Source organism: Arthrobacter sp. 10T416, assembly GCF_056394165.1.
In genome coordinates this window covers 102,617-117,626 of the sequence record NZ_JBFTHI010000007.1, presented here as the reverse complement: position 1 = coordinate 117,626, position 15,010 = coordinate 102,617, and the positions used below count along the sequence as shown (strand labels likewise).

Below are 15,010 nucleotides of genomic sequence, written 5' to 3'. Positions count from 1 at the left end.
ACCGGCCAGGTCAGTACCAGTTGTTGGACACCTCGTGGTCCCAGGCTCCGCACGGTGATCCGTAGCGGCCGGCGATGTAGCCGAGACCCCAGTTGATCTGGGTGTGGTAGCTGGTCAGCCAGTCGGATCCGGTGGACGAATACTTTTCCGGCGGGAGGGCCTGCGCGACGCCGTAGGCGCCGCTGGACGGGTTGGTGGCGTTGGTCATCCAGCTCGACTCCTGGTTCCACAGCTTGAGCAGGCAGCCCATCTGGTCCCCGCCCCAGCCGTGGGCGCCGAGCTGGCTCGAGGCGTAGGACTGGGCGCCGGCGGGATCGTTAACGGCTCCGCCGGGGATGTCGGGGGTCACCACGGCGGCCGGCGGAGGCGGAGATGCCGGAGCAGCCGTCGACACTGCGGCCGCGGCTGCCGCAGCGGCGGCGGCGGCCGCGGCCGCGGCGGCTTCTGCCGCACGCCGACGGGCCTCCTGCTGCGCCTCGTAGGCTGCCTGTGCTTCAACGCCGGCGCGGTAGTTGCGCTCGACCGAAGCGCTGGTGCCTTTCAGCGAGGCGAGCTGGGCGGTGAGAGTGCTGCTGTACTTCGTTTCCTCGTCCACTTTCTGCTGGGTCGCCTTCTGGGCGTCCTGCGCAGCGGAGAGCTTGGCCTGAGCGTCGTCGGTGAGCCTCTGGTTCTCAGCCTGTTCGACGGACTGCTGGGCGTCCAGGGACGCCGCCGCCGCCTCCGCGGCCCGTGAGCTGTTGTACAGATCCGTGGTCCTCAGGGTGACCATCTGGAGGACGTCGAGTTTCTGCAGCCCGTCCTTGCCCTGCAGGGTGTCCATCACCGAGAACGGCCCGAGGTCCGTGCCCCCGCCCATGTAGTCGTGTGCGGCCAGGGAGCCGGTTTGCCGGTGCAGCTTGTCGGCTGCGGCGTGGGCTGCTGCGGTCTTCTCCTTCAAGGATGCGAGCTTCACGCTCGAGGCATCCAGGTTTTTGCGTGCGACGGCGTAGTCCAGGCCCGCCCGCACCGCTGCGGCACCCAAGGAGGATGCTTGCTGCTGCAGTCCGTCGAGGAGGGTGTTGATCTTCCGGATCTCAACGCCTTTGGCCTCGACATTGCCTTTGGCAGCCTGGACGTCGGCCCACGATGGATAGCCGGACGGCGGCGTGTCATCAGCGTTGGCGGTGGGCGCAGCCACGCCGGCCACGAGGGCGGCGGCGGTGAGTACGGCGCAGACCTTTGCAACCGGAACTTTCAACGTGAACTTGAACCTGCACATATTCAGCAGATCCTACTGGACAGTACTGTGCGGTGCCTGGAAAGACCGCGCCGAGGAGCTAGCCCAACCGCATCCACACTCGTCTTATTGTCGAGCGTCCCCTACATCGCCAGAGGTGTTCGGCAATGGGTTGGGAGGTAAGGAAAAAGGCGGCAGCCCGACGCCGGTCATGGCTCTAACCCGACCGTCCTAGGAACGGCAGGGCATCAGAAGCGGCACAGCGAGTCTTTCCCGTCCCCTCCCGTGGCCTGGCGGTGTCGTAGTACGCTCGCGTTGAGCCGTTCAATGGCGGGCTGCTCACCGCGGTGCCTTACGGGCCCGCGGCGGTACGCGTAATGCACCAACCTGGGGGTAGTGGCATGGCGGTCAGACATTCGGCGTCGCGGGTGCGGGACGTCCTGGTAGTGGTCCTTGTTGTGCAGCTGGTGTTCGCCCTGATCGGCGCCGCGGTCCTGATCCTTGATCCGAGCGGCCTATTGGAAGAGCCCAGGGACCAGTTGCTGGCCGCCCTTCTGATCCTGGCGCCTGTCACCATGGCTGTCGTCCTCGCCGTCCGTTTCCGGAAACGCCACCGGGCTGAGGGGCGGCGCACGAGGGCGACCGCCCAGCTGATGGATACCGTCCTGACCACCAGCCACGAATGGGTCTGGGCCGTGGACGACCAAGGACTCTTCACGTTTTCCAGCCCGGCCAGCGAGAGCATCGTGGGATGGGCCCCGGAAGAGCTGCTCGGCCAGCGGTGTGACCTGGTCATCGACGGCGCCGATCTGGCCCGCGCCAAGTCCGAAGTGGCGGAGGCGCCGGGGCCGGCCTGGACCGGAGTCGTGGCACGGTGCCGGCACCGGGACGGCCGTGCCGTGTGGGTGGAAGTCTCCGGCACCGTCCGCCCGGCAGGGCAGGACCACCCCGCCGGGTTCGAGGGAACGAGCAGGCTGCTCCCGCCACTGACGGCACGGGAGGCCATCGACTCCCGCAACCGCGAACAACTCCAACTGATGCTCGACCAGGACCGGCTGCTGACTGCATTCCAGCCCATCCGCAGTCTCGAAACCGGTGGCCTGATCGGGGTCGAGGCACTGACCCGCTTCGTCGATGAGGGTACGGCCGGAACGGAGTTCTGGTTCAGCGAGGCAGCCATTGTCGGGTTGCTCAGCGAACTCGAATTCGCCGCCATGGAGAAGGCCCTGGAGACCGCCCCGGCCCTCCCGCCGAATATTTACGTAGCCCTGAATCTCTCCCCGGAGACGTGTCTGGACCCGCGACTGCCCGGATTCCTCCGCCGGTCGGGCCTGCCGCCGAAACGGATTGTCCTCGAATTGACAGAGAGGGTTGAAGTCAACGAATACGCCCCATTGACGGCCGCGCTCGATCCGCTACGGAGAGAAGGACTGCGCATCGCCGTGGACGACGCCGGCTCCGGCTTCGCCTCGATGCGCCACATCCTCCATCTCCGGCCCGACATCATCAAACTGGACCGCAGCCTCATCGCGGGGATCGACGACAACCAGGGCCAGGAGGCCCTGGGCGCAGCCATGGTCGAGTTCGCCCGCCGCATCGGGGCCACGGTGATCGCCGAGGGCATCGAAACCTCCGAAGAACTCGCCGCAGTGGCGTCGCTCGGCATGACGGCCGCGCAGGGCTACCTCATTGGCAGGCCTTCCATCCATCCGCAGGACTGGACCGCGTGGTCAGAGTCCAAAAGCCCGGACACCGAGAGCAGGTAGACCGTCAGACCTGCCGGACCCGTGCCGAACAAGGTCTATGGGAAAAGGGTCTAATGAAGCCCTCACGCTCGGTATCGAGCGCCCCTGGGTCGCCGGTCGGCCCAAAGTGTTAGCAAAGTGTTTATTCCAACAGTGCAGGGGCTCAAAAACCTCTGCAAATTGTGGAGCTAAGGAGATTCGAACTCCTGACCTCTTCGATGCGAACGAAGCGCTCTACCAACTGAGCTATAGCCCCGCAACAACGCCGCTCCCGTGGGAACGGCGCAATCAACGTTCCTAGGCTACAAACTATCGGCGTTCATTGCCAGCCAGCCCGCGAATGACTGAGTGCCGTGTCGCCCTTCCGGGACCAGGTTCAGGCCGGCACGCAGGTACCTGCCCATCCCGCCCGGCAGCGGAAATGCCACCACCCTGGCGCGTGAGCCTGATGCCTGCTTCCAGGTGGCGGCCAGTTCGCCCATCGCGGCGATGTCCGGACCCCCGATGGTCCTGACCCGGTGGCCAGTACCGTCCGGCGCCTCAACGGCAGCGTCCAGCAGAGCTGCGGCGACTTCTGCGGCCGCGATCGGCTGGAAGCGGGCGCCGCGCACCACCGGAATCACCCCGACCCTGGCACCGGCGCCAAAGAGTCCGCTCAGCAGGGAATGGAACTGTGTAGCCCGCAGCGTCAGCGTTTCGAGGCCGGAGTGCTCGTAGACCCGTTCCTTGGCTGCCTTGGACTTGTAGTAGCCAAAGGTGCTGCGGTCGCAATTGACGATGGACAACAGGACCGCCTTCGCGACGCCGGCGTCCTGGGCTGCAGCGAGCAGCCGCGCCCCGCCGTCGGCGAAGCCCTTCATGGCCTTTCCCGAGCGTCCTTCAAGGCAATCGATCACGACGTCGGCCCCTTCCAGCGCGGCGGCCAGCCCCTCACCGGTCGAGACGTCGGCACGGAAATACTCGGCCCCCGCGGTGTTGCTGCCGGTGCCCTGCATCGGCGGGCGGCGGCTCAGGACGGCCACCTGATGGCCGCCCTCGAGAGCCTGCCGCACCACCTCGCGGCCTACTTGTCCGGTTCCCCCGGCAACGCAAATCCTCGTCATGCTGATCAGGCTACCTCCAGCCGGAGACAAAAAAGCCCCGGGCGGCCGGTACGTCGGCTGCCCGGGGCGGAAAACTGCGTCAGGCGCGGCGGCGCTGGAGAACGTCGTCGAGGTTGCTCAGCGCGCTCTGACCCTTGCCAAGCTGTTTCGGCTCGGCGGCGGGCGCTTCCGGCTGGCGGACGGTCCCCTGCTTGAGGGAGGGCTTGCCGACGGCTTTCGGCGCCTCCGGCAGGTCCAAAGGTTCCGGTGCGGCACGCTCGGCCTTCGGCGCTTCCACGTAAGTGGGCTTCGGAACCTGCACGGGTTCCCAGCTGGCTCCTTCCGCGGTGGACGGGTCGCCGACGCGGCGGACAGAGGTGTCGCCGGAGGCGGCTGCCTCGGCCATGGCAGCCTGGCGCAGTTCCTCGGCGGTCAGCGGCTTCGGGGCGGGCTGGGGAGCCGGTGCGCCGGCCTCGGCGTCGAAGAGCGGGCTTTCCTTGGCGGGAGCCTCGGGGCGGTGGGCGTCGGGTCGGGCTGCCTCTGCGGCGGAGCTGCCCGCAGGGGCGCCCATGGCCGAACGGAAGGCCGCGTTGACCTTGCGCCGGCGGTCGCGGACAGCGAGCCTGCGGAGGAGGACGACGGCGGCCACCCCGACGAACAGGGCCACCGCAGGCAGCCAACCGGAGCCAATGCCGAAGAGCCGCAGGCCGGCAGCAACCACTCCGGTCAGCAGCGAGGCCAGCCCCACCAAAGCGACACTCAGGCGCCCGTAGCGGATCCGGAACGCCGGGGCGGCCGGCGTGCGGCCGGCGTCGTGCTCAACGGGAGCGGGAGCTGGTGAGGGGCGCTGCGTACTCGTCATCGATGTCTCCTGCGGGGGCGCCATCTTCATGACGATCCCGGCTTGGGGGTCTGCTTTTCCTACATCCGCGGCATCCATCCGGAGCTCCCCCGCCGACTGCAGCTGGGGGCGGCCGTTCCGGAGCATGTAGGGAGCGACCCATACGATCCAGAGCGCAACAGCAATGACAAGGATCACTGAGCTGCTAAGAGGGAAGTCCACAGTCAAAACGGTATGAGCAAGACGGCGGAGCGGACGGCATTGCCGGCGGTGTGTCGCGAGGCAACTGGCAAATCACTGGATTTATGTCAAAACTGCTGGTCAGGCGGGAGTTTCCGGCGCCCGCCCGGGGCTGCTCTTCAGCCACCGGGCCAGGAGTCCCTCGGGCACTTCCTCGGACGTCAGAGCGAAGGTCCGGTGGTCTGCCCAGCGGCCGTTGATGTGCAAGTAACGCGGCCGGTAGCCCTCGTCCCGGAACCCGAGTTTCTCCACTACCCGCAGGCTCGGGCCGTTCTCCGGGCGGATGTTGATTTCCATCCGGTGCAACCCGAGGGTCCGGAAGCAGTGGTCGGTCGCCATCGCCACCGCGGTGGGGGCGATGCCCTGGCCCGCACGGCTCTCGTCAACCCAGTAACCCAGGGTGGCCATCATCGCCGAGCCCCACACGATCGAGGAGACGGTCAGCTGGCCGACGATGACCGGTTCCCGGAATCCGGGCGTCCAAGCGGTGATGACGAACGGCAGCGCGGTGGCCTGGGCCGCCTGGGCTTTGAGCGACCGCACCATCTGCCGGTAGTCGGGCAAACCGCCGCCGGGCACCGGATTGGACGCCTCCCAGGGGGCAAGCCACGTGTCGTTGCGGGCGCGCAGGGCGCTCCACTCCTTGCGGTCCCGGTAGCGGATGGGCCGCAGCACCAGGTCCCCGCATTCCAGGGTCACCGGCCAGGTGAAGCTGCCCCCCACGGGACTATTTGGTCAGGCCGGAAGCGAAGCCGGGCAGCCATTCCCGCAGGCCGGGGCCGAGGTCCTCGCTGTCGCAGGCGAGCTGGACGCAGGCCTTGAGGTAGCTGAGTTTGTCACCGGTGTCGTAGCGGCGGCCGCGGAAGACGACGCCGTACACGCCGTAGCCCTCGCCCTTCCCGGCGGAGAGTTCCTGCAGGGCGTCGGTGAGCTGGATTTCGCCGCCGCGGCCGGGCTCGGTGCGCTCCAGGACCTCGAACACGGCGGGGTGCAGGACATAGCGGCCGATGATGGCCAAGTTCGAGGGGGCCTCGTCAGCGTCGGGCTTTTCCACGAGCTGCTTGATGCGGACGTACTCTTCGCCTTCAACCACCTCGACGTCGGCGCAGCCGTAAGCGCTGATCTGCGACGGCTCGACCTCGATCAGGGCCACGACCGACCCGCCGGTCTTGGCTTGGACCTCGATCATGGTGCTGAGCAGTTCGTCTCGGGCGTCAATGAGGTCATCGCCCAGCAGGACGGCGAACGGCTCGTATCCGACGTGCTGCTTGGCGCGCAGAACGGCGTGGCCAAGGCCCATTGGGTCGCCCTGGCGGACGTAGTGGATGTCGCCGAGGTTGCTGGCGGCCTGGATGGACTCCAGTTTGGCGGTGTCGCCCTTGGCTTCGAGGGTCGCCTCCAGCGTCGGGACCCGGTCGAAGTGGTCCTCGAGGGCGCGCTTGTTGCGTCCGGTGATCATCAGGACGTCGTTGAGCCCAACGTTCACCGCCTCCTCGACCACGTATTGGATGGCCGGCTTGTCGACCACAGGCAGCATCTCCTTCGGCATCGCCTTGGTGGCGGGAAGGAAGCGGGTGCCGAGGCCCGCAGCGGGGATGACGGCCTTACGGACGGAGGCGTTGGGGGTAATCACTCGACTAATCTAACCGAGGGCGCAAAACTTCACGTAATTTCCGACGTCGGCATGGCAGCCGTTCCGGCCCGCACCAATGCTGCCGCCCGGGTGAAAGGACACCAGCGTATGAGCACGAAGGAAGAGATCCGATCCAGCCACCGGCTGCGCCGGGCGGCCATGTCTGCCTCGGAGCTGGACGCCGCCGGCGCCGAGGTGGCTCGTCACGGCCTGGAGTGGGCGTGCGGGCTCGCGGACGGAGCGCCCCGTACGTTCGCCGCCTACTTGGGTGTCGCCTCCGAACCGCCCACCATGCCGCTGCTGGCCGCGCTCCACCATGCCGGCCACCGGGTCCTGTTGCCGGTCTGCGAACCGGACCTGGAACTGAGCTGGGTGTACTGGACTCCGGCGTCGCAATTTGCCCCGAGCCGCTACGCCCCGATCCAGGAGCCGGTGGGGGAACGGCTCGGCACGTCCGTGATGGACGGTGTGACGGGGATCGTCCTGCCCGCCACGGCCCTGGACCGCGCGGGCAACAGGATCGGCCAGGGCGGTGGCTACTACGACAAATTTCTGGCGGCGCTGGCCGACCTGCTCCCCCACCCTGCCGGGTCCGGCACAGGCGGCAGCCACCACTGGCAGCCCCTGCCGACGGCGGCCGTCGTTTACGACGGCGAGGTCCTGCCGGCTGGCAGTATTCCCACGGAGCCGTTCGACCGGAAGGTTGATTGTGCCCTGACGCCGGGGGGCGTGGTTCCCCTGTCGGACTTTTCGTAGGGCTTTTCCGGGCTTGCCTTAGGCGTTGCCTGGGCGTTGTTAGGGCTTTCCGGAGGCGGGCGTGCCGGTGATAGAATTGGCACTCAGGCCCCGCGACTGCTAAGGCAGCACCGGACCTGCTCGTTTGTCCCAAAGGAGGAATTCCAGTGCCCACGTATGCATACGCCTGCAAGGACTGCAGCCACGCCTTCGAGACCGTGCAGTCGTTCACGGACAGCTCCCTGACGACGTGCCCGGAGTGCGAAGGCACGCTGCGCAAGAAGTTCAACAGCGTCGGCGTCGTGTTCAAGGGCTCCGGCTTCTACCGGACCGATTCGCGCGATTCCAAGGGCAGCACAGTCTCCGCCGCCCCGGCCGCGCCCGCAGCGTCGTCCACGGCGTCCGCGGCCGCCAGCTAGCGACCCACGCCGGACACGGCGGGGCCACCCGGCCCGGTGTCCCTCCGGTTTTCCACATAGCCGCTCCGGCACCTGAAGCCTGAGTGCGGGTCAGTCATAGCGTGGCCGTATGGCCCACCATCTCCTCCGCTCTCCCCCCGCCGCGGTTCCGCGCCCCAGGCCTGCAGGGCCGCAGCGTCCCGCTCCGCGCATCCGCCCCGGAACCGGCCGCCAGAGCCATCGTCGGCGTCGCCTCCGCGGCTGGCTTGGCAGGCAGCGCAGGCTTGCTGTGGCCCTCCTGTTGTGCCTCGCCGCCGGGCTCACGGTGCAGCAGCTGACCCCGGCACCGGCCCCGACTGTCCCGGCGTGGGCAGCGGCCCGCGACCTGCCGGCCGGACGGGTGCTGGATGCCTCCGACGTCGTCGCGATCCAGGTTCCGCCCGGCATTGTCCCCGGCGGTCCGCTGAGCCGGGCCGCGCTGGAGGGCAAGCAACTGGCCGTGGCCGTGCGGAAGGGCCAGCTGTTCGCGGATTCCCAACTTGTCGGGCCGGGCCTGCTGGCGGGGAGTCCCCCGGGTGTGGTGGCCGTTCCGCTGCGGATGGCCGATCCCGCCTCGATCCAGCTGGTCTCCCCCGGCCAGCTGGTCAACGTGGTGATCACCAACGGCGACGGCCTGGCCCAGCCCGCGGCGTCGAGGGTTCTGGCCGCTGCCGTTCCTGTTCTTTGGACCTCCGCCCAGGGCGGCCGGGCGGGCCAGTGGCTCGACGCCAAGGAGACGGACGGTCTGATAGTCGTGACCGCGACTTCCGAGCAGGCGCTGAAGCTGGCCGGCGCATCGACGCAGGGCAAGTTGTTCTTTGTGCTGGTCGGCGCCAGTCCGGGCTAAGGGTTGTTCCGCTGACCGGCTGCCGACGGGTGATCGGGCTAGCCCCAGTGCGGCGGACGCTGCTCCCGCAGCCAGGCATCGTGGTCGTAGCTGCCGGGCTGGTCGCCCCAGCGGCGCGGATCGTCCTCTGCAGCCTTGTTGGGCAGCACGCCGCGGGTGGCAGCTGTGGCGGCCGCCGTTTTCGTCGGCTGCGAGGGGGCGTCCTCCGCGGCGGGTTCCTCGTCCTCGGGATCCTGTTCCCCGGGGGCCATGTCCGCAGCTTCCCCGGCGTCCTCCGCGGCGGGTTCCTGGTCCGCAGGATCCTGTTCCCCGGCCTCCGGCTCCGCGGGAGCCGGGGTGCCCGCGTAGACAAAGTCGTCGGCCAAGTCCTGGTCCACGTGGTCTTCGTTATTGCCGTGAGCACTCATGCCGCCGGCCTCCTTACTGCAATTCTCAATTCGTGCCGCCGGGCGCCGAGCAGTTCAGCCGCGGAATTTATCCGCGGAGTTTAACCGCGGTCTGCGGCTGACGCCGGAGCGTAGGCCTCCAGGCCGTCTTCGACGCTGAGGTTCTCGATGTCGTCGGAGAACCCGGGCGAGGTCCGCGACCGGCTCGGAGCAACTGGCTTCTCCAGGCCGAGGTATCCGCCGATCCGGTCAGCACAGGCGGAAGGATCCGTGAAAACCTCTATGGTCCATAGTGGCATGTACCGCCAGCCCATGCGCTCGAGCAGCTGCGGCCGGAGACGGCTCCGCTCACGCACCGACATCCGGCGGTACCGCTCGGTTCCGTCGGACTCGATGGCCACCGGGCTGGGAATCTCGGCTTCGTCCTGGCCGATGGTGTGCATGGGGTCCGCGGCCGCCACCATATCCACGACGCCGTCGTACTGGTGCCAGACCCTGGCCCCGCGGGCCCGGAGCCGGTCGCCCAGATCTGCCACCAGCGGGTCGGCCCCCAGCGACTGTTCGCTGGCCGCCGCGCGGGATGCGGGGCTGCCCAGGTCGGAGTTGCCCGCGATTTCGCGGTCCAGGAGCTCGTAGAAGTCCACGGCGCCGTGGCTCAGCCGGGTAACGTCCAGATCCTCGGGACGGAAGCAGCTGAGTACGTGTACGGAGCGCCGTGCCCGGGTCATGGCCAGGACGAACTTCGCGCGGCCGCCCTCGGCCGAGAGCGGCCCGAGGCTGTGCAGGGCGCGCCCGTGCGGGGTGCGGCCGTATCCCGGCGAGAAGATCACGTGGTCCCGGACCAGCCCCTGTGCACGTTCGAGGTCCACCACGCGGAACGACTCGTCGCCGGCGGTGAAGAAGCTGCCGAGCAGTGGGTGGTTCGGCAGTTGACGGCGGATGGCCTCGCCAATCCGCGCGGCGTGCCGCAGGCTTCCCGTGACGACGGCCAGCGAGGTGCGGGGCCGGAGCCGGGCGTGGTCGAAGACCAGTTCCACCACGCGGTTCACCTCGGCGACCACCGATTCCACGCCGTCCTGGTCCGCGCTGGGCAGGCCTGTCCCGTCCGGCAGGTATTCCACCGTCAGCGCCCGGTCCAGGCCGGTCGCCGACTGCCCCTCGGGAAGCCGGCGGAGTTCGCCGTCGTAGAATCCCTTGCTCAACTGCCGGACGAGGTCCTCGTCGACGGCACGGTAAACGGTCCGCAGGTTCCAGACCGGCAGTACGGCGGCCAGTGCCCGGTAGGCGCTGTCGACCGGGTGGTGCGGGTTCTCTCCGGCGGCGAGCCGTTCCACCCCCACGGTGAAGCTGCGCGGGCTGGCGATCTTGTCATCACCGAAGGCGATGACCTGGCGGGAACGGGCGACGGCGGGCAGGACGGCCTGCAGCGAGGTCGCCTCGGCGTCGAGGATCACCACAGCATCGAAGTGCTGCTCGGCAGGGAGGAGGCTGGGGAGCAGGTACGGGCTGACGGACCAGACCGGAACCAGCCGGGGCACCAGTTCGGGTGACTGGGCTGTGAGGGCCGTCGGGGTCACCCGTCCGTCCTTGAGCAGGCTGCGCAACAGGTCGGCCTGCCGGGGATGCTCGCTGAGGGCGGCGCGCCACCGTTCGGCCAGTTTCCAGCGCAGCCGGGCGGCTCCGCTGGCGATGTGGGCGTTGTCAGCCAGGCGGTACTCAGCCTCAAGCTGTCGGAGGGCGTCGCCGTCGGACATGGCAAGGTAGTCGTCGCCGCTGATCATGGCCTCCAGCGCGGACTGCCACCAGGCGAGCTCGAGTTCAGAAGCCACCGATCCGGCAGGGACCTCCCGTTCGGCGAGGTCGGCGAGGAGTTCGCCCAAGCCGTGCTCGCGCATGTTCTCCACCAGCAGCGTCCGCTCAGGGAGAGTCTCGAGGGTGCCGGTGTCCGCGACGAGCCGTTCCAGCCGTTCCATCAGTTCGGGGTACGGCGTGTCCCGGACGTTGCCGCCGGCCTCCGTGTGCCGGACGGCGGCCGAAAGTTCGGCCAGCTCGGATTCGAGGTCACGGTACAGCGCGGTGATTTCGGCCAGGCCGGACGGGACCGCGGGGTGGCGCTGGGTGGTGGCGTATTCGGACCATGTGGCCCGCTGTTCCTGGACCAGCAACAGCGAACTGTGCAGGTCTGCGATGTGGACGCCGGGCCGGACGTATTCTTTGGCGACCCGACGCAGCCGGGAACGCTGCATCGAGGCCATCTCGATGTTCCGCTCCCGGCGCCAGGCAGAGGGGGCGGTGGCAGAGATGAGGTCGTGGACGGGCCGGTCGAAAATGTCGGGGGTGAACTTGTCCAGGCTTTCCCGGACGGCAACCAGCAAGTCGATCTGGTCGCCCCACTCGCTGAAGGTTGTCCCGAGGCGGATCTCCGCGTGCTCGGCGACCTCGTTCATGCGTTCGCGCAGCTGCGGGAGCTTCTCCGCCACGGAGACGGCCACCTGCTGCGCTTCCTGGGTTTCCTTGCGGGTCAGAAGCCGGGCTCCGTGCCAGGGGCTCATGGTGGACGCGCGGCTGAAGCTGCCCAGCTCGGCMGCGCGTTTGAGCCGGCCGGCAAGTTCCTCGCGGTCCCGGATGCTGTCCAGCACGCTGCGCTTGAGCCGAACCGTGGTGGCCGGTGCCGGGTGGATGGCGGTGAGCGCCGCCAGCGACTGCATGGCCTCGTGGGGAGAGCAGCCCCAGCGCTGGCGGACGTTGTGCAGGGACGCCACGTGGTCCATCAGGGCGTGCCGGTGTTCGGTCAGCGTCGAGTGCAGGTTTTTCAGCTGCGGTTCGAGCGACTTTTCGTTCCGCACAATCGCGCGGACCAGCTGGCCCTTGAGCTGCAGCGGCGTGGAGTTGCCCGCCAGCTGGACCAGCAGCGAGTCGAGTCCGAGTGTCTCCAGCTGGCCGGATATTTCGCCGAGGCTGGCCCGGCGGTCGCTGACCACCAGGACGCTTTTACCCTCGTCGACCAGCGCCCCGATGGTGTTGATCGCGGTCTGGGTCTGGCCGGTGCCCGGGGGGCTGCTGACCACCAGGGAGTCGCCGGCGCGGACGGCGTCCACGACGTACTGCTGGTCAGTGTCGGCGTCGAGCAGGAGGAGTTCGTCCGCGGGGCTGCGTTCGTCGGTGCTGGGGAACCGGCCGGGGACCGGTGCGGGGACGTCCACCGGAGTGCCGGCGGCTGCGCGTGCCAGCGAGGCCACCAGCGGGTTGCCCTGGTTGATCCAGGGGTCGTCGAGGTTGCCGGAGAGGTCTGCGAAGGTGGAGACCAGGAGGTTGTGTTCGATCTCGGCGCCGTGGATCGGCTGGACCAGGGTGCCCAGGCGGTCAAGCACGGGCTGGGGATCGTACCGGGCGGTGCTGTAGGCCATCCGGGTCACGGCGTTGACGTCGAAGACAATGCCGTGGATGGATTTGAGGTGCCGGACCAGGGCCGGGTTGATCCGGGCCTGCTCGGTCAGTTGCAGCTCGTAGTCGTCCTCGCCCGGGCGGACGGTGAGTGAGATGGCGGAGAGCATCACGGGGGCGGATACCCGCTGCGGCTTGCCTCCGACGGCGGAGGTCCAGACAACGGTGCCGGCGGAGAAGTACCCGGCGTCGATGCCGCGGTCGTTGGCCAGTTCGAAGATCTTGGAGCGCAGGTTGCGGGACGCCCTCGCGGCCACAACATACTGCTGCCGGTCGCGGATCAGGGTGGACAGGCGGGTCCGGCGCCCGGCCATCAGCTGGGCCAGGCCCGAGGGATGGGCGTGGGTCAGGTCGATGGAGCCTTCAGGCGTTTTGGTAAACCGCAGCATGGTGTCTGCTCCGGTGACGGGCTTGAGGCCCGACAGCCATTTCCTGAACTCCTCGGAGCCCTCGGGGTGGCCTTGACCTACTGACACTTCTGCCTTCTTTTCTGTGCTCACGATTTCTGGGTTCGCGCGGGACGCCCTGGACCATACCGGCATGCTTTCGAGGGTAGCCCGAATCCGGGGCCAGTGCGGGGCCGCAACACTGGCGCACGCCAAATTCGTGGCTCAAATTACCCCGGCCTGTCAGAAGGCCTGGCAGTTCCGGAGCGCCGGTGGCAAAGAAAATGGCCGGCCTCCGAGGAGACCGGCCATTCACTACGCTATTCCCATTCGATGGTTCCCGGCGGCTTGCTGGTAACGTCCAGCACCACGCGGTTCACGCCGTCCACCTCGTTGGTGATCCGGTTGGAGATCCGGGCAAGCAGCTCGTAGGGCAGCCGGGACCAGTCGGCCGTCATGGCGTCCTCGGAGGACACCGGGCGCAGCACGATCGGGTGGCCGTACGTGCGTCCGTCGCCCTGGACCCCGACGCTGCGGACGTCCGCCAGCAGCACGACGGGCATCTGCCAGACCTCGTTGTCGAGTCCGGCGGCGGTCAGTTCGGCGCGGGCGATAGCGTCTGCCTTGCGGAGCAGGTCCAGGCGCTCCTTGGTGACCTCGCCGACAATCCGGATGCCGAGTCCCGGGCCCGGGAAGGGCTGCCGGCCGACGATTTCCTGCGGCAGGCCGAGCTGGGCGCCGACAGCGCGGACCTCGTCCTTGAACAGGGCGCGCAGCGGTTCGACCAGTTCGAACTGCAGGTCCTCGGGAAGGCCGCCCACGTTGTGGTGGCTCTTTATGTTGGCCGCACCTTCGCCGCCGCCGGATTCGACGACGTCGGGGTACAGGGTTCCCTGCACGAGGAACTTGATCTTCTCGCCATGGGCGGCGGCCTCGGCGATGATCGCCAGTTCGGCTTCCTCGAAGGCGCGGATGAATTCACGGCCGATGATCTTGCGCTTCGTTTCGGGATCGCTGACGCCGGCGAGGGCGGCCTGGAAGCGCTCCTGCTCGTTGGCGACGTACAGCTTGACGCCGGTGGCGGCGACGAAGTCGCGCTCCACCTGCTCTGCCTCGCCTTCACGCAGCAGGCCGTGGTCGACGAAGACACACGTCAGCTGGTCGCCGACGGCACGCTGGACGAGGGCCGCGGCCACGGCGGAGTCGACGCCGCCGGAGAGGCCGCAAATCACCCGGGAGTCGCCGATCTGTTCGCGGATCCGCGCGACCTGCTCCTCAAGGATGTTGCCGGTGGTCCAGTTCGGTTCGAGCTTGGCGCCCTTGAAGAGGAAGTTCTCCAGGACTTCCTGGCCGTACGCCGAGTGCTTCACCTCCGGGTGCCACTGGACACCGTAGAGGCACTTTTCCTCGTTGGCGAAAGCGGCGACGTCGGCGCCGGCCGTCGTCGCGAGGACCTCGAAGCCCGCCGGGGCCTCATGCACGGAGTCGCCGTGGCTCATCCAGGTGCTCTGGTGCTGCGGCATTCCCTCGAGGATGGAACGGCCTTCGCCGATGGTGGTGGTCTCGGTGGCGCCGTACTCGCGCAGACCGGTCCGGGCCACCTTGCCGCCGAGGGCGTTGGCCATGGCCTGGAAGCCGTAGCAGATGCCGAAGACCGGGACGCCGGCCTCGAACAGGTCCGCCCCCACGCTGGGGGCACCCTCGGCGTAGACGCTCGAGGGTCCGCCGGAGAGGATGATGGCGGACGGGTTCTTCGCCAGCAGCTGCTCGGTGCTGTAGGTATGCGGAACGACTTCCGAATACACATTCGCTTCCCGGACGCGGCGGGCAATCAGCTGCGCGTACTGGGCACCGTAGTCAACAACCAGCACCGGCCTTTGGGACGTCTGGGATGCAGTGGGAGTGGTCACTGTACTAGCCTACTTTGCGGCGCCGGTCCCCGCACATCGAAAAGCCTCCCGTAAGCGAACTCACAGGCCTGCGCGCCGCCGGCAACCAGGGGCCGGCGGCGCTACCGG

At 68.3% G+C, this 15,010-nt stretch carries 12 protein-coding genes and 1 tRNA gene; 4 read left to right on the top strand and 9 right to left on the bottom strand.

Translation table 11 applies throughout. The annotated features are described in order from the left end of the window. Positions 1 to 10: 10 nt before the first annotated feature. On the bottom strand, positions 11 to 1,258 hold the full coding sequence (locus AC1DBE_RS09745; RefSeq protein ID WP_476970370.1) for an aggregation-promoting factor C-terminal-like domain-containing protein: 1,248 nt from the start codon (positions 1,256 to 1,258) through the stop codon (positions 11 to 13). 359 nt (positions 1,259 to 1,617) lie between these two features. Here AC1DBE_RS09745 and AC1DBE_RS09740 point away from each other — a divergent pair, with 359 nt between their 5' ends. Then, positions 1,618 to 2,982 carry a sensor domain-containing phosphodiesterase gene (locus AC1DBE_RS09740; RefSeq protein WP_476970369.1) on the top strand — a complete coding sequence of 455 codons (1,365 nt, stop codon included), beginning with the start codon at positions 1,618 to 1,620 and terminating at the stop codon, positions 2,980 to 2,982. A 162-nt stretch (positions 2,983 to 3,144) separates the two neighbouring features. Here AC1DBE_RS09740 and AC1DBE_RS09735 read toward each other — a convergent pair. The 5 genes from AC1DBE_RS09735 to galU all read right to left on the bottom strand — a co-directional run bounded on the left by AC1DBE_RS09735 (position 3,145) and on the right by galU (position 6,757). Further along, positions 3,145 to 3,217: transfer RNA gene (locus AC1DBE_RS09735), tRNA-Ala, on the bottom strand. Between the two features lie 46 nt (positions 3,218 to 3,263). Next, positions 3,264 to 4,064 carry an SDR family oxidoreductase gene (locus tag AC1DBE_RS09730; RefSeq protein WP_476970368.1) on the bottom strand — a complete coding sequence of 267 codons (801 nt, stop codon included), beginning with the start codon at positions 4,062 to 4,064 and terminating at the stop codon, positions 3,264 to 3,266. A gap of 79 nt (positions 4,065 to 4,143) precedes the next feature. Beyond that, positions 4,144 to 5,082 (bottom strand): hypothetical protein, encoded by a 939-nt coding sequence (locus AC1DBE_RS09725; RefSeq protein WP_476970367.1) that lies wholly within the window; start codon positions 5,080 to 5,082, stop codon positions 4,144 to 4,146. Positions 5,083 to 5,205: 123 nt separating this feature from the next. Next, positions 5,206 to 5,847, bottom strand: a complete 642-nt coding sequence (locus AC1DBE_RS09720; protein ID WP_476970366.1) for a GNAT family N-acetyltransferase — start codon at positions 5,845 to 5,847, stop codon at positions 5,206 to 5,208. A 4-nt stretch (positions 5,848 to 5,851) separates the two neighbouring features. After that, positions 5,852 to 6,757, bottom strand: a complete 906-nt coding sequence (galU, locus tag AC1DBE_RS09715; RefSeq protein WP_476970365.1) for a UTP--glucose-1-phosphate uridylyltransferase GalU — start codon at positions 6,755 to 6,757, stop codon at positions 5,852 to 5,854. 108 nt (positions 6,758 to 6,865) lie between these two features. On the opposite strand from galU, the gene AC1DBE_RS09710 reads away from it, so the two are divergent. The 3 genes from AC1DBE_RS09710 (at position 6,866) to AC1DBE_RS09700 (ending at position 8,776) form a co-directional block, all read left to right on the top strand. Next, on the top strand, positions 6,866 to 7,513 hold the full coding sequence (locus tag AC1DBE_RS09710) for a 5-formyltetrahydrofolate cyclo-ligase (protein ID WP_476970364.1): 648 nt from the start codon (positions 6,866 to 6,868) through the stop codon (positions 7,511 to 7,513). Between the two features lie 146 nt (positions 7,514 to 7,659). Further along, positions 7,660 to 7,911: an FmdB family zinc ribbon protein gene (locus AC1DBE_RS09705; RefSeq protein WP_476879112.1), complete on the top strand. Its 252-nt coding sequence runs from the start codon at positions 7,660 to 7,662 to the stop codon at positions 7,909 to 7,911. Between the two features lie 268 nt (positions 7,912 to 8,179). Then, a complete protein-coding gene (locus AC1DBE_RS09700) occupies positions 8,180 to 8,776 on the top strand; it encodes an RcpC/CpaB family pilus assembly protein (protein WP_476970363.1) in 597 nt (198 codons plus the stop codon). Positions 8,777 to 8,814: 38 nt separating this feature from the next. On the opposite strand, the gene AC1DBE_RS09695 is transcribed toward AC1DBE_RS09700, so the two are convergent. From AC1DBE_RS09695 to guaA, 3 genes are all read right to left on the bottom strand, one after another. Beyond that, complete coding sequence (locus AC1DBE_RS09695) at positions 8,815 to 9,183, bottom strand: hypothetical protein (RefSeq protein ID WP_476970362.1); 369 nt, start codon at positions 9,181 to 9,183, stop codon at positions 8,815 to 8,817. 80 nt (positions 9,184 to 9,263) lie between these two features. Further along, positions 9,264 to 13,082, bottom strand: coding sequence for an AAA family ATPase (locus AC1DBE_RS09690; protein ID WP_476970361.1), 3,819 nt, complete (start codon positions 13,080 to 13,082; stop codon positions 9,264 to 9,266). 230 nt (positions 13,083 to 13,312) lie between these two features. Beyond that, a complete protein-coding gene (gene guaA / locus AC1DBE_RS09685; protein WP_476879116.1) occupies positions 13,313 to 14,902 on the bottom strand; it encodes a glutamine-hydrolyzing GMP synthase in 1,590 nt (529 codons plus the stop codon). Positions 14,903 to 15,010: the final 108 nt, after the last annotated feature.